This is a genomic window from Aeromonas sp. 102P (assembly GCF_051920345.1).
GTDB lineage: Bacteria > Pseudomonadota > Gammaproteobacteria > Enterobacterales > Aeromonadaceae > Aeromonas > Aeromonas veronii.
Genome location: NZ_JBQBCZ010000001.1, coordinates 3,821,333 through 3,839,151, shown reverse-complemented (window position 1 = coordinate 3,839,151; position 17,819 = coordinate 3,821,333). Strand labels below are relative to the sequence as shown.

Sequence of the window (17,819 nt, the reverse complement as noted above, 5' to 3'; positions counted from 1 at the left end):
AAGAGCAAGAGCTATATGGGTTTATTTGATATCTACCTAATCTCTATACCTGTGTCTATCTAATAGCTGCCCTGCCACACGGCATATATCGGCACCCACAGTGCCGTAATACAACCACACGTTACATACAGGCTGTACTTATTACAGCCCTGGGTAAGCTATGCGCATTAAAAGCATGAGGATCATCTATGAGCGCAGATAAAGCAGCGCGTAAATCGCTGCATGCTATTCCACATAGTTCAGAATGGGAGGATTATCAGGCCGGTCCAGACCTATTGGTTAGCACCGCGTTGAAGAGCGCTCAGAAGCTATCCAAAGCGTTGTTTCATCTCCTGCCTAAAGAGCCAAAGGCTTGGGACCATCGAGAGTTTAAACGCGTTTGTAAGTGGCTAAAGCCTATGCTGGAGGCTTCTACGCTGCTGAGGACAATGAGAAAGTTCCGACTGCATCCTGACCTGGAAACATTCCTCGGCTACCCGGTGCCTGCGGAGCTGGTCGATTTGCTTCAACTACCAGCTCCGCAGCTCCCTATTGTGAGACAGCGGTTGGAGGCTGGGCTCCAAGAGTACATTAGGCTATTACGTGAGAAGCTCAGCACACCGGAGCATCGTAAAGCTGTACACCGCTTTATGCTGGGACCCAAGAAGAATCGAGCTAGCCTGGTTCGTTATATTGATGCGCTCTTTGAGCGGCATCAGAAGCTGCTCGTGCTACGTATTGACTTGCACTATCAGGAGGGGAGACCACTTAGACTCCGTCACTCCCCAGACCCGCTGCTCGGCCAATTTCGCCGACTCCTAAACAACCGAAAGAGCAACAGTATCTTTGATGACTTTGTAGGCTATGCGGCTAAGCTGGAGTTTGCTTCTCGTACGGGTTTTCACTTGCATTGCATGTTCATCTACAACGGCTCCGAGAGACGTGAGGATGTTGTTATTGCCCAGCAGATTGGGGAGTACTGGGTACAGCTAACTGGTGAGCCGGGACGTTACTACAACTGCAATTACTACAAGCACAGCTACAAGAAGCCTGGGGTCGGATTAATCCGCTACACGGACGTTAAGCTGCGCAAAAACCTCGAGCTGGCCATCGACTATATGACCAAGCCGGAACTGTACATGAAGCCCCCCACCGGGGTGGGGCCGAAAGGGGGCGCAGGTAGAGTATTTTTTCGTGGAGAGCTCCCGAGCAAAACCCAGGCCAAGCCTGGTCGGAAGCGCAGCCGGGTGTATGTCAGCCCCAAGAATCGCCAACTCGGGGAGTATCTTCGCTTGAGTGACAGTGAGCAGGAGAATTTGCTAGGTGAATAATGGGTTGAAAGGAAGCCTTGCCAGGCTTCCTAAGCTAGCAGCCCTTGCCTCCCAGCTCACATGGCGTCTTTCGTGCATCTAGGAAGATGCCATTCACCATAAGCAAGGGGGGCGGTACCTGCGCAGATAGCTAATCCAAATCCCAGTATTCGCTGGACTGTTTCGTCGCCGGAATATGCTCTTTGATAGCCTGTGAGGCTTTAATGTTCATCGGGCTGACCGATAAACTATCCAACCATGCACAGAACTCAGCTTCAGAACGCACTGTTGGCGGCGGGCGGGCGGTATCTTTGTGCTTAAAGTCGTAATGTAAACTGCCGCCCGGCTTGAGCCAGCGTTCGAGGTTCTTAAGTGCTTTATCTGAGAGGTCTGTGAAGTAGGCTTTTCGTTCGCCTTGGTCTTCAGGCGGGATGTTTTTTCCCCAGCGAAGCTGACCTAGCTTAACTTCTTCTATCAGTTTGCTAGCGATGGCATTTACAGCCGCGTCGACATCTTTGTTCCACCCTCTCAAGCCTCCTTCTGCGGTCTTACCACTGGGCTGCAGTTCTGTAAGCAATTCTCGGGCTCGTGCTTTAACCTCGAACAGTCTGTTTCCTCCCCGTTTAGCCTGTGCTTGTTTGCTAAGTGAGAGGAAGTAAAAAGCTGTATCGACAACACCGATGTAATAGCTGGCTTGAGTGAGGTTGCTCCATGCTTGCTCATACCGCTGTTGCCGGAAGTCTCGGTAGGCAAGTCGTAGATATAGGCGAGCGGGCATCAGGATTTTAGGGGAAGTTACATAGCGCCCCTTTTCTGATTCAAACGGAGGTAAGTCGGTTGGCTTAGGCGCTTCCCCGTGAATTTGCCAAGCACTTAGCCGCCGTTCGTTACGAAGAAGAACGCTACAGAGCTGCACCGTTTGCAGTAATTCGGTTCGGGAAACAAACCCAAACTTGAGCAGTTTGTTTTTTAGATCATGTGCCGCACCATGGAGGTGTTTGAGCTTATCGCGAAGTTTGGTGTCATCACGGTTGGTCGTTTCCATGTGTGTTCCCAGTTGGTACTACATGCTCTACTGAGTACCACACCGAAAACGGACAGTTAAGGCCGAGTTGTGTAATTGTGAGCTTGGTCCCACTCGAAACGCCACCTACGGATGGAGGCGTGCTCGATAGAGGTATCGCATCTGTGATGCGCAACGTATTGCTCACCTAGCAGATTAAATCACTGCGTGCGCAACTTTTACCAAGGCATCTGCGTAGTTTGAGCGAGAGTTTGCTCAAGGCTGAGTAGGCGGGGTGTTGGATGAGAGGTAAATTGCTGATAAATAACAGAACAAAAAAGTGGCATGGTCGCTGCTAAAGGTTGGTTGAGTGCTATCTCGTTTAACCAACCTATTTAGGAGCATACCCATGCCAACTCCATGTTATATCAGCATCGAAGGTAAAACCCAGGGCAACATCACCGCTGGTGCTTTCACCTCCGATTCCGTCGGCAACATCTTCGTACAAGGTCACGAAGACGAGATGCTGGTACAAGAGTTCAATCACCAAGTAACCGTCCCGACCGACCCGCAATCCGGTCAGCCTGCCGGTCAGCGTGTCCACAAGCCGTTCAAGTTCACCGTTGCCCTGAACAAAGCTGTGCCGCTGATGTACAACGCACTGGCTTCCGGTGAAATGCTGCCGAAAGTGACCCTGAAGTGGTACCGCACCTCCGTTGAGGGCAAGCAGGAGCACTTCTTCTCTACCGTACTGACCGATGCCACCATCGTTGACATCGACTGCCAGATGCCCCACTGCCAGGACCCGGCGAAGTCTGACTTCACCCAGCTTATCCAGGTCTCCATGGCTTACCGCAAGATTGATTGGGAACACACTGTTGCCGGAACCTCTGGTGCTGACGACTGGCGTGCGCCTATCGAGGCGTAACAGCTCGTTTTCCTTTCTTTGTTTTAGTTCTCTAGAAGTGCATTCCACGTGGTCCGTATCCGTAGCACGTAGATGTTTCCCCAGCCTGATTAATCCCGCAGGCTGGGGCTTTTATGTTTTGCCATCCCCCTGTTATGTCGCCGGTGTCTTGTGTAGCAAGTGCGGAGTGATGGCAAAGCACACAAGAGGTTTGAGTTATGTGTCCCTCCATTGCACTGCTCGGTGACATCGGCACCGACCACGATGGCTTTCCACCGACCCCGGTGACAGCGGCCAGTCCTGATGTCTTTCTCGATGGTAAGCCTGTTGCCCGTCAAGGCGACCCGCTAGCGCTCCACGACAAGCCCAATAACCCGCCGCACCCTCGCAGTATTGCTGGAGGTGTGGGTTCGGTATTGGTCAACGGCAAACCCATCGCTGTCACCGGCACGGCAGTGGATTGTGGTGGCGTGGTGATTGGTTCGGGCAGTGGGCAAGCAGGATAAGGAACAAGGTCATGGCACAGAGCACAGGATTACAATTCACCGTCAAGGTTGGCGCACTGGCTGACAACACCTTTGCGGTTGCCAGCTTCAAGCTCGATGAAGGCTTGAACCGTCCCTTTAACCTTCACCTGGAGGTTGCCAGCCAGCAACCGGACATCGATTTCGGCGCCGTGCTGGACCAGCCCTGTGAATTGATGGTGTGGTACAACGGCGAGCTGCAACGCCGGGTCTGCGGCGTAGTGAGCGAGTTTGCTCAAGGGGACAGCGGCTTTCGCCGCACCCTTTACAGCATTGAGGTGAAACCCGCCTTGTGGCGACTGGGGCTGCGCCAGAACTCCCGCATCTTCCAGGCGCAGAAGCCTGACGAAATCCTCAGCATTCTGCTGCAAGAACACGGTATTACCGACTACGCCTTTGCGCTCAAGAATGAACATGCCCAGCGCGAATACTGCGTCCAGTATCGCGAGACCGACCTCGATTTTGTTAACCGCCTGGCCGCCGAAGAGGGCTTGTTCTACTTCCACGAGTTTGAAGCAGGCAAACACCGCATCGTGTTTGCTGACGATGCCGCAGCCCTGACTGCCGGCCCCGAGCTCTTCTTCAACCTCGGCAACCGCTCGCTTGAACAAGGCCCTTACGTACGCCAGTTCCACTACCGCGAATCGGTGCGCCCCTCGGATGTGGAGCTGAAAGACTACAGCTTCAAGACCCCGGCTTATGGTCTCTCCCACAAAAAGCAGGGTGCAGAGCTCGAGCATCAGCGCGATACCTACCAGCACTTCGACTATCCGGGTCGCTACAAGCAGGACCCGAGCGGCAAGGCCTTTGCCCAGCACCGACTTGATGCGCTGCGCAATGACGCGGTGGCGGGCAGTGGCAAGTCCAACAGTGCAGCTCTGCTGCCGGGACAGTTCTTCTCGCTCACCGAACACCCCAACACCAGCCTCAACACCGACTGGCAAATCGTCCATATCCGCCACACCGGTGAGCAGCCACAAGCCCTGGAAGAAGAGGGCGGCAGCGGCCCTACCGTCTACCACAACGAATTTGGCGTGGTGAAGGCGAGTACCACCTGGCGCGCACGTATCGGCAGCCCAGAGGCGCCACACAAGCCCATGGTGGATGGCCCGCAAATCGCTATCGTGGTTGGCCCCGAGGGCGAAGAGATTTACTGCGACGAGCATGGCCGGGTGAAGCTGCAGTTCCCGTGGGACCGCTACGGCTCAAGCAACGACCAGAGTTCCTGCTGGGTACGGGTGAGTCAGGGCTGGGCAGGTGGCCAGTATGGCATGATGGCTATCCCACGCATCGGCCACGAGGTCATCGTGAGTTTCCTGGAAGGAGACCCCGACCAGCCTATCGTCACCGGTCGTACCTACCACGCCACCAACCGGCCACCGTATGAGCTACCAGCCAACAAGACCCGCACCGTGCTGCGTACCGAAACCCATCAAGGTGAGGGCTTCAACGAGCTGCGCTTTGAGGACCAGGCAGGGCAGGAAGAGATTTATATCCATGGTCAGAAAGACCTGAACGTACTTATCGAAAATGATGCGGCGTGGCATATCAAGCACGATGAGCATCGGGATATCGACAACGAGCGGGTAACCCGTATTAAGGCCAACGACCACCTGACGGTGGAGGGTGAGAAGCGCGACCACATCAAGGCGGACTATTCGCTGACGGTCGATGCTTCCCTGCACCAAAAGCTGGCCCAGTCGCTGCTGGTTGAGGCTGGTCAAGAGGTTCACATCAAGGCCGGTAACAAGATTGTGCTGGAAGCAGGCTCCGAGCTGACCCTCAAAGTCGGCGGCAGCTTTGTGAAGGTTGACCCCAGTGGCGTCACCCTGGTCGGTCCCACTATCAAGATGAATTCTGGCGGCAGTCCCGGTTCGGGCTCCGGTTGGGCGGGGCAAATGCCTGGCTTGCCGGGGGCGGTCAAGGTACCACCCGCGCCTCCAGCGACTATCCCTGCGAGCGCGATTCAAAAAAGTATGGAGTCTATGGCCCCACTGGTGAAGCCCTGCCCCTTTGCCCAGGGAGGTAAGGCATGACCTTTCAAGAGTGGCGTAGCCAACACCCCGGCCAACTATTTGCCATCGTCGATGCCGCGCTCGATACCACCGCCGTGGCGGACTACTGCAACCAGGGCGGTGCCAATGCCATCCCCTTGTTTGCCGGTACGCCGTTTGCGGACCAAGCCGAACAAGGTCCCTGGCTACTGCCCAACCCCACCCCCGAGTTTATCGCGGCTCACCCACAACTGGGCGGCGTCTACGTCACAAGCGATGCTGCTATCGATGTCGTCCAGCAGCACTGGCAAACCCTGATTGAGGTGGCCTTTGAAGGGGAAGTGATGTGGCTGCGTTATGCCGATAATCGGGTCTTTCCCAAGATGCTGGCCACCATGAGCCAGCAGGAGCTCGATGATGTACTGGGCCCCAGCTCAAGCCTGTGGGCCAACGACAGTGCCTGGCAACGCACACCTGATACCGAATTTACTCCCCGCCAAGCCCCCTGGTTTCGCATTCAGCCTCACCACCTGACGCCGCTCTATGACGAAAGCCGTCACGCCTACATCCTCTCTCGCCACTTCTGGCAATGGATGGAAGATATGATGGCGCGTCATCCCAATCCGGAAGCAGCCATTACCACCGTCCTCAAGCAAGCCAATCAAGCTGGGCTGGCAGGCGACGTCCTTGATGGCGTGGTGGCAGGCGCTCTCACACTACAGGCAAACATGGCACTGAATGCCATCAGAGCGCCATTGATGCTGACCGACGACGAAATGGCTCAGGTGAATAACTGGCTGAACAAACACCCTGAATTGATAGGAGTCAGCTAATGGCGATTTCCCCTCACTGCATACCCTGTGAAAAGTACAACTGCTGGATTGAGATAGACGTTCGCGACGAACAGAACCGCTCGTTCAAGGGGCAAAAGGCCACCTTGACCGATGCCACGGGCACCAGCAAAACCGTGACCCTGAAAGACGGCCCCACCCTGGTACAAGGCTTTGCGGTGGGGCCGGTGACGGTCAAGCTGGAGACCCAACCTTGGCTCAAAGCAGCCCAATCCCGTGAAGCCCTGAAAGAGGGCGAAACCAGCCAGGTTCCCGCCTATACCGACAAACTCTTTGGGCACGAAGATGTGAAGCGCGAGCTCGTCAAGGTGACCACCGGCGACCTTTGTCTCACCGACCCCGAGCAGCCGCTACCGGAAGGGCACAAAGCCGGGCAGGCCCAACCTCCACGGTTTATCACCAAGCATTCCTACGTGATTGAGGTGAAGGGCTATCAGCTGAATATCCTGCGTATCGGGGTGTTCTTTGATGGCACCGCCAACAACTCCTTTAAACATGAGGAAGGGAAAGCAGAGATAGAAGCCTTTCTGGCTCAATGCAGCGATCCACTAGAAAAGGAGAGGGTTCGACAGCAGTGCAATGCTGGTGCAGTGTCACTGAGTGACAACAGTCAGACGAATGATCTGACGAATATTGGTAAGGCTCGTGATATCTACCAATCTCCATCCGATGGAGGGTTAATTCTCCCGGTATATATAGATGGGATTGGCACTGAGTCAGGTAAAGGGGATTCCAAACTGGGGCAGGCTTTGGATAAAGGTGATACGTCAAGCTATGACAAGGTAAAACTTGCTTGTAGCAAACGGATTGTTGAAGAAATTAAGGACCAGCTAGCAAGTGTATTACCAACGCTTGAATGTATTCACAAGATCGAATTTGATGTGTTCGGGTTTAGCCGGGGGGCGTCGGCGGCGCGTCAATTCGTAAACACCATCGACCAGCAGGCTGCTCACCCGTTGGTCGAGGCGATAGCTAATGAATCCAGCATCCGTCTGAAAGCCGGTTTTGACTGGGCCAGCCGAGAAGATTGTCGGATCAAGTTTGTCGGGCTGTTCGATACTGTTTGTTCATCGTCGCTGGAGGCGCGTAGTGTCACGCTTGCCCCGGATTGTGCGGAACGGGTCGTTCACATAACAGCTAAGGATGAGTGGCGCTATTTCTTTGCCCTGACCCGGATCACCAATGACGTGGAGGGCAAACAGATTGCTCCCAACTTCACTGAGCTGGCACTGCCTGGTTGTCACTCGGACATTGGCGGCGGTTATTACAGTCGCTGGAGTTTGCGCAACCCCAACAGTGATCCGGTGCTGACAGAGCAAAAGGCTATCAAGCTGTTTCAGAGTATGGAACCAGCAGGTTCTCGCCCAGAACAAAGTTCCGCTTATCAGCAAGCGATGGACTATGCCCAAGCTAAATTGTGTCAGGGCTGGGGAAGTGGGGTGACTGTGTTACCTTCTCCAGCTAGCGACCCAGTGAAAGGGAAACTCAATTTGCGAATTCGCACGTTAAACCGTCCAGAGTTTGGCTGGAAAAAACCGTTGGAAGTTAGTGTAACCGTGCTGCTTAAACGAGTTGTGGAGGGCGAGTATTCCCGTATTCCCCTACACGTTATGGTCGAAGCCGCGAGGGCAGCGGGAGTGCCGTTCCGTGAGTGGGATAAGACAGACAAGGCCTTGATGCTGGAGAGTGGTGCACCTATAAAACCACGAATCGATTTGAGCAAGCTGGATGGGCACTGGGTCAGTGCGGGTACTGAGACCGGGGTTGCCAAGGATTTGAGTCAGCAGCTCCCGGATGATGTCTATCGTTACTTGCGATTTGAGTACCTGCACCACAGTGCGGATGATGGGATAGTTAACGGGGCAAATCGTATCAAAGGGCGAGAAGCTCGGCGAATCATCAGTAACTTGGAGGGGGGTAAATGATACGCTGGTTAATACTGCCGTTACTGTTACTAGGGCTAGCCGGATGCGATGACAATGGCCCGACCAAGATGGATTGGAAGTACAGCGTTGGGACTAATGCAGATGAGATTTGGCATACCCGAGCTCTGTTCTCTCGAGAGGGGATGGGGTCTAACGAGTCAAGTAATGGCGTTATCTCTCCGCTAAGTGAAAGGCTCTTGAAAGACAAAGATTATCAGTGGAGGTTAGCAAAAGGGCGTTATTTTGAGGGCCAGCCAGTGCCTGACAAGGTAGAGATCGAATGGGTGTCCTATCACGATAAGAAACGGTACGGTATTACGCTAGAGCTCCCCAAGGATTTGGGCAAGCAGATGGCTCAGCGTTACCGTATTAATGGTGACCAAGTTAAACAGCGCAACAGTATAGGCATTGGATTAGCTCCGGGCGGGTATGTTGAGGTGTTTTTAAGAAGAGCTGGGGAATTACCTGACGTTCTGGTTGCGAGTGGAATAGCGCATGAAGTGACAGACGATTGGTATGACAAGAAAGTGCCGCTAGATAGCCAATATCAGGATCGATGGGCCAGTTTCGATAAGAATTTCCGCCCCTATTACGACAAATATCCGATCCCAACCGGCGAGGCGTGGACTCCTATCATGGATGCTTATCGCGCAGCACAACCTAAGACGGATACCGATCCGGTCAATTGATTTGGATAGCGGTTTAAGAGGTATCAATGAAGCAGTACCAAAACTGGCTAGCCCAGTGTCTGATTTGTCGTCGTGATAACGACCATGCCATGGCCGCAGAATTGGCACAGAGCATCTGTGCTTTCTGGCAGGCCAGAGGCGATAAGGCTGAGCATACCAAGTGGCAGAAGGTCTATCAGGATCACCTGCGACAGACCACCTGACAGGCAAGGCTAATGGCCAGGGAAGGCGCCGCATCAGCTATGTACCTATCAGGTGGCTGCGTAGCATATCAGGCTAAACAGGCTCATAGAAGGAAGCGGCCGATGGCCGCTTCCTTCTTAGGTCTGATTGAGCTGAAAACTCAGCGTTTACCGAATGTCCCTTGGATTACGTTCCCCATAACATCAGGTGATTTTTCTACTTCATGTTGGGCTATTTGATGTTTCACAATATCCCCCCACCGAAGAAATAAACTCCTCAGTTTTTCAGGGTTACGTAAAGCACCCGCCTGATAAGTTCGCAGGAGTTTGTCACTGATCTGGTGGTTCAGCATATGCTCTATCTCTAGAGGTCCTGCACCAAGTTCAATTCCACAGCAGTTTGCAACACTGCGCCGCAGGTCGTGTACGCTAAAAGGCTCAAGTTCAGCCAGCTTACGCTTCTGCAGCCGGTCAAGGGCGCGCATAAGTGCGTCACCTGTGATGGCATGACCCTGCTTCGTCGTCGATTCGAACACATATGGACTGGTAGAGGAGGTTATCATTCGCTGCTCTGAAATTATTTCCTGAGCCAAAGGCGACAAGGTCACCACATGCGGGCGCCCATTTTTGGTTTCCGGAATCGTCCAGCGATCACCATCCAAGTGTGCCCACTGCATCGATATCACTTCACCTCGACGAACCGCGCTCAATATGACGATTTTAATTGCATTGGCGACACTTCCAGAAAGAACAGAAGTCGTAGCAATGCCACGGCCACCAGCTGTTAACGCTCCGCCACCTTCAACGCCCTCTTCTAATGCATGCCACAAGGCTCGTAATTCAGAGATTGGTAGCCAACGCTCTCGAGGTGGATTGGGGGTCGCATTGTAAACTTTGGGTTTGAGTGCCAACGTGGGGCTCATCTCGATAAGCTGTCGTCGCATAGCCTCCTCCATCACCTGGTTCATTATCCCCATTGCTTTACGAAGTCCTTCAAGAGAGACCTTCTGTAGCTTCTGATAGTGTTGGTGGAGGACGGCCATGGTGATATCGCAAATTCGATATTTACCAAGGACCTTTTGCAAGTGTGTTTGGTAAATTCGACGATAATCAGTGACGGTTCGAAAGCTAATCTCTGATCGAACGCCATCACGGCGTTTTACGCTGGCTTTGTGGCTAAGCCATTGCTCAAACAGTTCATCAAGCACGAGCATCTGTTCGTTCTTTTGTTTAGCCTCTGCAACAACCTGACGGGGATCGATGCCCTGTTTGACTTGCCCCACCGCAACACAATGTCGCTCACGAGCTTGAGCAAGTCCCATCGCAGGGTATAGTCCAAGGACCATGGTTTGTTGCTTGCCAAGTAGCCTAAATCTATACACGAAGCGTTTTTGCTTACCGGCGCGAACCTCGAGTGATAAACCGTTACCATGTTTAGAGCTGATAGCAAATCGGGTTGCGGTTGCACCTTCTTTCAGCTCTGCTGCCGCGACTTGTCGATCTTGAGAAATCATCCTAAAACCTCGTATTGGGGTACCACATGGGGTACCACATTTGGCATCGTATAGGGTTGTATGTCGTTGGACAAGAGTGAATAAGGGTTGCTCGCATCTCATTGAATGCAAACCATATATTCATTTTATTTAGAATTGTTAAGACAGAATTAAACGTCAGTTTATTGACTTCGTAATGCGAAGGTCAGGAGTTCGATTCCCCTTATCGGCACCAGATATAACAAAGGGTTAGCTTCGCAGTGAAGCTAACCCTTTGTGATTTTTTGCTCCATACCCCTCCTCGTACCCCTCTTTTGCGATTTGCTACCTGTAGTGGTCAACTAAATCCGGACACTTGGTTAGGCCGTTCTTCGGCTTTTGCTGGTGGCATCCCGTCATTGTGGCAATGTGGACGCCGCCAGTTGTAGTAATCCATCAGGTAGTAACTGATATCCCGCTTCGCCTCTCGCAAGCTCATATATCCCATAGCCGGGAGCCACTCTGACTTCAGGCTTCTGAACAACCGTTCCATCGGGGCGTTATCCCAGCAGTTGCCACGCCGACTCATACTCTGGGTCATGCGATAGCGCCACAGTCGTTGCCGAAATGCCCGGCTACCATATTGGCAGCCCTGGTCAGAGTGAAATAGCACACCGGATGGGCAACCCCGCTGCTGATAGGCCATCTCCAGTGCTTTGATTGCCAATTCTGCATCAGGCTTATCAGACATCGCCCAGCCCACGACCCGCCGGGTGTGCAGGTCAAGAACCGCTGCCAGGTAATGCCAACGGCCACCTGCCCAGACGTAGGTGATATCGCCACACCACACCTGATTGGGTTGCTGGACATCAAATTCGCGGGCCAGCAGATTGGGAATGTCCGGTCGTTCAGACCGAGCGACCTGATAGCGATGAGCGCCCGGTTGCTTGGATACCAGCCCGGCTTCCTTCATCAGGTTACGTACTTTGAATCGACCAATCTGATATCCCAACTCCCGCATCATCGACATCAAGGCGCGGCTGCCCGCTGAGTTCCGGCTCGCTTTGAACAAACGGCGCAACTCAGAGCGCGGCTGCATGCGCTCACGGTTAATCGCCCGCCTGCGGGCCAGATAGTCGTAAAAACAGGATGTTGGAACATCGAAAGCGCAGCAGACCAGGGTGATGGGGGCTTGCTCCCTTAATCGGTCTATCAGCACGTACGTGTGAAGTCGTCCGCCATCAAGAGAGCAGTAGCCTTTTTTAGAATGTCCTTTTCACGTTCGAGTCGATTGATACGGGCTTCCAGCTCCTGGATTTTTTGCTGCTCCGGAGTCAGTGCTTTGCCGATTGGGGTTGTGCCAGTTCGTTCGGATTGCCGTTGCTGAACCCAGCGACGGAGTACGGTTTCACCGACATCCAGTGAACGGCTGGCTTCAGGGACAGAATATCCCTGGTCGAGCACCAGGGATGCGGCTTCGAGTTTGAATTCGGCAGTAAATGAGCGACGTAATCTTGTCATTGAACACCTCAGGTCATGGTGGCGACTGTACCACCTAAAATGGTGTCCGGGATGATTAGACCACTACATCTTTACTCACGGCGCACCTCTCAGTAGTAACAACAAAACCGGTGTTACAAAACCAATGTGACCGTAGATGTTACTATTTGTACAGGATTTAGGCGACTTGATCGGACTGCTGCGGACAACAAAAAACCCGCAAGACCTTGAATCTTGCGGGTTTTTTTACTTCTTCGTTCCCAGCCGGAACATTATTTGGTGGGCTGGGGGGTGTTGAACCCAATGGGTATATCCTTGATATAAAAACAAAATAACCAATTCAGAAAATTAATGTATGCCTAACCGTATGCCTAACATCAGAACTTCTGCAGAAGAGTGATCATCTGGGCTGGAATGGCCCGTAGTGAGGAGCTGTCGTAGAGGGCAACTCCTACCCTTCTAGCAGATAGCAGATCCTTGATAGAGATGATGCTCTCTGTTGTATCAGTTCCTCGTTTGGAAAAAAATTCCCCGTCCAAAACTTGTCTGTCGGGGAGCCTTGAATAGGCTACTCAACTACAGGTGGCTGGGCCACCCAATCAGCTGGAAAAATAGTAGGATCAGATCAACCACAGTTCGTCTTTTAGTCATTCTGATCAAACGAAATACACTTGAGCCAGTTCGAGCTGAGAGGTCAAGCCTCAGATTTGAGCGCATGCAAAAGTGGAGCAGGAAGCTGTAAGCCTATAAAGCCCTGCATGATGCGATGCTTTATGCTCAAAGCGTGAACACTTGTCTGTTTTTGAGTCCACAGGTGCTTGCTATCGAGGTGTTGTCGTCAGATGATACAACAATTACAAATTGTATCGTTGTAAGAGCCTTATGGACGAGCATATCGATAAGCAGTTATTTGAAGACGCAGCCCCCATCTTTCGTGAGCTTGGGATGAGTGTTGGGCAGGCCATCAATGTGTTTCTGGCCAAGGCGATCAAGGTTCGTGGCCTACCTTTCTCAGTGACACTGGATGATGACAGCCTCAAGTCGTCCGAGTTTATCCCCAAGATCAGCAATAGCGAAATCACCGACACCTTGTTAAAACTGGTGGAAGGTGAGCTGCCTGAGTCTGAAGTTCAGCGTTTATCTGAACTGGATTACTGCCGTGAGACCTTTGGCATTAACTTCGCAGTGTTGAAAGCCATCTCGGTCAAGGGACCAGAGGGCATCCGTTTAGCCGTTAAAGATGATAACGGATACAATCGCTACTCTACCACTCGGATCGCCTATCGAGGGGATCGTTCATTTTTGCTTTGTACCCAATGGACTGACCGCCACCGCTCGGCCTTTGTTCGATGGTTACGCAGGTTAAACCACTGACGGAGACGGGGTCTATGAAACTCATCGACAATATCAACCAACTGTTGGGTGATGATCTCAAGGAGCACCTGCAGCCGGGGACAAAACTCAAGATCGCCGCTTCCTGTTTCTCCATTTATGCCTATGACGCGTTAAAGAGTCAGCTTGAGCAGATTGAAGAGCTGGAGTTCATCTTCACCGCCCCAACTTTTGTCGAGGATCTTGCGGTCGATAAGCTGAAAAAAGAAAAGCGTGAGTTTCATATTCCTAACGAGCCAAAGGAGAGGAGCTTCTTTGGCAGTGAGTTTGAGATCCAGTTAAAAAACAAACTGACTCAGAAAGCGATAGCTCGGGAGTGTGCGGACTGGATCCGCCGCAAGGCCAGGTTCCGCACCAATACTACGGATGCGCCAATGCAATCGTTCGTCGTTGCCAAATCGGCTGAACAGGCAACCCTGTATCAAACCCTGCAAGGCTTTACGGCCGTCGATCTGGGCTACGAGAAGGGCAATGCCATCTCTAACGTCATGTTTGCCATCGATGAGCCCAGTTTCACTCAGCAATTTTTGTCGCTGTTCGACCAAATCTGGCAAAACCAAGGGATGGTTGCCGATGTGACCGATCGCTTGGTGCACTACATGAGCACCGTCTATCAAGAGAACCCACCAGAGCAGATCTACTTTCAACTGCTCTACAACCTCTTTAGCGAATTCCTGGAAGACATCAATGATGATGTGCTACCCAATGACAAAACTGGCTACCAAGACAGCCTGATTTGGCAGAAACTCTTTAATTTCCAGCGTGATGCCGCCACTGGCATTATCAACAAGCTGGAGACTTACAATGGCTGCATCCTGGCTGACAGCGTGGGCCTGGGTAAAACCTTTACCGCATTGGCGGTAGTGAAGTACTACGAGCTGCGCAATAAATCCGTGCTGGTGCTCTGTCCGAAAAAGCTGGCGGATAACTGGACCAACTACAACCGCAATCTCACCACCAATCCGTTCGTTAAAGACAGATTCAACTTTGATGTGCTCTGCCATACCGATCTGCAGCGTACCCGTGGTGAATCACTTGGTATTGCCCTCAATCGGATTAACTGGGGCAACTACGACCTGGTGGTGATCGACGAATCTCACAATTTTCGTAATAACCAGGCCTACAAAGAGAAAGAGACCCGTTATCAGAGCCTGATGAACAAGGTCATTCGCTCTGGCGTCAAGACCAAGGTACTGATGCTCTCTGCAACGCCGGTGAATAACAAGTTCAGCGACCTGAAGAATCAGCTGGCGCTGGCCTATGAGGGAGATTCCAGCACCCTCCGCGACCAGCTTGATAGCCAGTTCGGGATAGAGGAGATTTTTAAGCGAGCACAAAAGGCCTTCAACAACTGGGCAGAACTCGCACCAGAGCAGCGCACCGCCGGGGCTCTGCTCAACACTCTCGATTTTGATTTCTTCCGGTTGCTCGATAGCGTCACCATTGCTCGTTCACGCAAGCATATCCAGACCTTTTACGACACCAAGGATATCGGGCGTTTTCCCACTCGTAACAAGCCGCTCTCTTTTCAGCCACCATTGACCGACAATGGGCAGGTAATTGGTTTTAATACCATTTTTGAGCAGCTATCCAGCTTGCGCTTGGCAATATATGCGCCGCTGAGTTACATCTTGCCGAGCCGTATGGCCAAGTATGCCGCCATGTACGACACCGATGTTCAGGGGGGCAAGAGCACGCTGCGTCAGGTTGACCGCGAGAAAGCCCTTCAGCGATTGATGACCATCAACCTGCTTAAGCGGTTGGAAAGCTCAATCCATGCCTTCCGGTTAACCCTTGGGAGTTTGCAGTCGTTCTTGCGTGACACCTTGGGCAAGATCGCCGCATTTAAAGCGAATGGTACCGATGGTGCACTGGCCGAGGCAGACCCACACCAAGGGATGACCGATGTGGATATTGATCTTGAAGGTGAACTTGGCGATCTGGATGAAGCCTTTTCAACCGGTGGCAAGGTCAAGATCAACCTGGCAGATATGGATCTGCCCTCATGGGAATACCAACTTGGCAATGACTTGGCCATTATCGATGAACTGTTGCAGGAGATGGCCAAGGTTACGCCGGAGCACGATGCCAAGTTGCAGCACCTGCAAGGGGTGTTGGCGCACAAATGGGCCAACCCGATCAATCCTGGTAACAAGAAGGTGCTGATTTTCACCGCCTTTGCCGATACCGCTGATTATCTCTACCAGCAGTTGCTCCCCCTCGGCCAACAGCATGGCTTGCATCTGGGCAAGGTGACCGGCAGCAGCGCGGCGAAATCGACTCTTGGCAAAGGTTATGACTTTCAGAGTCTGCTAACTCTGTTCTCTCCACGCTCCAAATCAAAAGATCAGGTACTGCCGAACGAACCTGCCGAGCTGGATATCCTGATCGGTACCGACTGTATCTCCGAGGGACAAAACCTGCAGGATTGCGACTATCTGATCAACTACGACATCCATTGGAACCCTGTGCGGATAGTGCAGCGCTTCGGTCGAGTGGATCGTATCGGTTCTACTAATGAGCACATCCAGCTGGTCAACTACTGGCCGGATATCAGCCTGGACGAGTACATCAACCTAAAGGAGCGGGTTGAAAACCGCATGGTGATCTCTGATCTCACCTCGACCGGCGACGATAACGTGCTGACCGCACAGGCCAATGACGTAGCCTATCGCAAGGAGCAGCTCAAGCGCCTGCAAGAAGAGGTGATCGACTTGGAGGATGTGAAGGGAGGCGTTTCCATCACCGACCTGGGTCTGAACGAATTTCGCATGGACTTGCTGGGCTATCTGAAAAGCCATCCAGATATTCACCACTTGCCGAATGGCCTACACACAGTCGTACCAGAAGACCGAGCCAAAGGGCTGGTGCCTGGGGTGATCTTTGCCTTGCGCAATCGCCATCACAGCATCAATCTCAATCAGCAAAACAGGTTGCACCCCTATTACCTGATCTACATGGCTGACAGTGGTACCGTGGCCATCAACCACTTGCAAGCCAAACCCTTGCTTGATGCCATTCGCGCCGCCTGTAAAGGGCGTGAACAAGCCGATGAAGCCACTAGCCAGCACTTTAATCGCTTAACGCAAGATGGCCGGAATATGGACCATTATTCCGGTCTGCTGGATGAAGCCATTCACGCCATGGTGGAGGTGAAGGCACAAAGCGATATCGACAGCCTGTTCAGTGGCGGGCCCACAACGGCGCTGAGTAACGACATCGCAGGGCTGGATCAGTTTGAACTGATCAACTTTATCGTGGTGCAAGCCATGACAGGTGCAGGAACTGCTGAGAAAATGACGTCATGATCCCTCATTACCGCTTTCCCGCGACCACTGCACTCAACCGCCGCCTACCCAAGGAGGCGCTCTATCAGCGCCTCAATCCTACGGCAGCCCTTAAGCAGGCCTTTATTGGTGAGGTACAAGAGATCCATTGGAGCAACAAGCTCGCGCCCGACACCCTCAATCTGGCCGGTTGTGCTGACTACCCGGAACTGCAGGTGTTCGATATCGAGCTGAAAGCCGGAGTGAGCGAAGTGAGTGAACCGGTGTTGCATGCCATCGATGGGCTGATCGTGTTCCCCATTTTTTACCGTCTCACCCGTATGCTCGGCGGTAACACTCAGGTGCAATACCTGCTCGCTTATAAGTCGCCAGCGGTTGAAGGATCAGACAAGGTCAAGCTGGGACGCTACTTCGCCTCGCCCTGGTTATCCTCGCCCAGCGAAGCCATGCTCTCCCCCTTGCCCATGGCGCTGGATATTGGCCAGCTCTATCGTCAACTGCTGCAACCCCTGGTTAAAGTAGTGGTATCTACGGGCTCTACGGTAACGATGGCCGATTCGCCCGTTGCACCGTGGCAGTTGCGGGCCGATGAGGCTCTCGGTAGCTGGATGAATCGACTGGACGAGACCGCTAAATTGGAAAAGCGTATTGCCGGATTGCAAGGGCAACTGGCGCGGGAAAAACAGTTTAATCGCAAAATCGAACTCAATCGTGAGCTAAGCAAGTTAAAACAGGCGCTGCTGGCGCTTTAGGTCAAAACAACCACCAGCCCATGCAACTAACCCATTAATGACTAGAAAGATA

The 17,819-nt window shown here is 52.7% G+C and carries 14 protein-coding genes; 11 read left to right on the top strand and 3 right to left on the bottom strand.

Annotated elements, in window-relative coordinates; all coding sequences use genetic code 11:
• The first annotated feature begins 188 nt into the window (after positions 1–188).
• Positions 189–1,310: an inovirus-type Gp2 protein gene (locus tag ACTG1K_RS17940; RefSeq protein ID WP_201870375.1), complete on the top strand. Its 1,122-nt coding sequence runs from the start codon at positions 189–191 to the stop codon at positions 1,308–1,310.
• Positions 1,311–1,440: 130 nt separating this feature from the next.
• Here the strand turns inward: ACTG1K_RS17940 and ACTG1K_RS17935 are convergent, their stop codons facing one another.
• Positions 1,441–2,334 (bottom strand): hypothetical protein, encoded by an 894-nt coding sequence (locus tag ACTG1K_RS17935; protein ID WP_128318431.1) that lies wholly within the window; start codon positions 2,332–2,334, stop codon positions 1,441–1,443.
• A 367-nt stretch (positions 2,335–2,701) separates the two neighbouring features.
• Here ACTG1K_RS17935 and hcp1 point away from each other — a divergent pair, with 367 nt between their 5' ends.
• The 7 genes from hcp1 (at position 2,702) to ACTG1K_RS17900 (ending at position 9,385) form a co-directional block, all read left to right on the top strand.
• Positions 2,702–3,220 carry a type VI secretion system effector Hcp1 gene (hcp1, locus tag ACTG1K_RS17930; RefSeq protein WP_005359949.1) on the top strand — a complete coding sequence of 173 codons (519 nt, stop codon included), beginning with the start codon at positions 2,702–2,704 and terminating at the stop codon, positions 3,218–3,220.
• Positions 3,221–3,417: 197 nt separating this feature from the next.
• Positions 3,418–3,705, top strand: coding sequence for a type VI secretion system PAAR protein (locus tag ACTG1K_RS17925; RefSeq protein ID WP_128318430.1), 288 nt, complete (start codon positions 3,418–3,420; stop codon positions 3,703–3,705).
• 11 nt (positions 3,706–3,716) lie between these two features.
• Positions 3,717–5,759 (top strand): type VI secretion system Vgr family protein, encoded by a 2,043-nt coding sequence (locus ACTG1K_RS17920; protein ID WP_440006241.1) that lies wholly within the window; start codon positions 3,717–3,719, stop codon positions 5,757–5,759.
• Positions 5,756–6,550, top strand: a complete 795-nt coding sequence (locus ACTG1K_RS17915) for a DUF4123 domain-containing protein (RefSeq protein ID WP_200163696.1) — start codon at positions 5,756–5,758, stop codon at positions 6,548–6,550. The genes ACTG1K_RS17920 and ACTG1K_RS17915 overlap by 4 nt, the downstream gene beginning before the upstream one ends.
• Positions 6,550–8,493: a T6SS phospholipase effector Tle1-like catalytic domain-containing protein gene (locus ACTG1K_RS17910; protein WP_440006239.1), complete on the top strand. Its 1,944-nt coding sequence runs from the start codon at positions 6,550–6,552 to the stop codon at positions 8,491–8,493. Before ACTG1K_RS17915 ends, ACTG1K_RS17910 begins: the two co-directional genes overlap by 1 nt.
• Positions 8,490–9,182, top strand: a complete 693-nt coding sequence (locus tag ACTG1K_RS17905) for a DUF2931 family protein (RefSeq protein WP_128318491.1) — start codon at positions 8,490–8,492, stop codon at positions 9,180–9,182. Before ACTG1K_RS17910 ends, ACTG1K_RS17905 begins: the two co-directional genes overlap by 4 nt.
• A gap of 26 nt (positions 9,183–9,208) precedes the next feature.
• Positions 9,209–9,385 (top strand): hypothetical protein, encoded by a 177-nt coding sequence (locus ACTG1K_RS17900; protein WP_200163694.1) that lies wholly within the window; start codon positions 9,209–9,211, stop codon positions 9,383–9,385.
• A 140-nt stretch (positions 9,386–9,525) separates the two neighbouring features.
• Here ACTG1K_RS17900 and ACTG1K_RS17895 read toward each other — a convergent pair whose 3' ends face one another.
• Entirely contained in the window at positions 9,526–10,878 is a 1,353-nt protein-coding gene (locus ACTG1K_RS17895; protein WP_128318400.1) for a tyrosine-type recombinase/integrase, read from the bottom strand.
• 316 nt (positions 10,879–11,194) lie between these two features.
• A protein-coding gene (locus ACTG1K_RS17890) for an IS3 family transposase (protein WP_440006236.1) occupies positions 11,195–12,357 on the bottom strand; the annotation gives its coding sequence in 2 pieces (ribosomal slippage) (positions 11,195–12,102 and positions 12,102–12,357; 1,164 coding nt in all).
• Between the two features lie 861 nt (positions 12,358–13,218).
• Here ACTG1K_RS17890 and ACTG1K_RS17885 point away from each other — a divergent pair.
• Genes ACTG1K_RS17885 through ACTG1K_RS17875 form a run of 3 tightly spaced genes read left to right on the top strand, consistent with a single transcriptional unit; the run spans position 13,219 to position 17,767 of the window.
• On the top strand, positions 13,219–13,710 hold the full coding sequence (locus tag ACTG1K_RS17885; RefSeq protein WP_408758651.1) for a type II toxin-antitoxin system RelB/DinJ family antitoxin: 492 nt from the start codon (positions 13,219–13,221) through the stop codon (positions 13,708–13,710).
• A gap of 14 nt (positions 13,711–13,724) precedes the next feature.
• The gene (locus ACTG1K_RS17880) at positions 13,725–17,036 is read left to right on the top strand and encodes an SNF2-related protein (protein WP_440006234.1); all 3,312 of its coding nucleotides are present in this window, start codon (positions 13,725–13,727) and stop codon (positions 17,034–17,036) included.
• The gene (locus ACTG1K_RS17875) at positions 17,033–17,767 is read left to right on the top strand and encodes a DUF4391 domain-containing protein (RefSeq protein ID WP_440006232.1); all 735 of its coding nucleotides are present in this window, start codon (positions 17,033–17,035) and stop codon (positions 17,765–17,767) included. The genes ACTG1K_RS17880 and ACTG1K_RS17875 overlap by 4 nt, the downstream gene beginning before the upstream one ends.
• Positions 17,768–17,819: the final 52 nt, after the last annotated feature.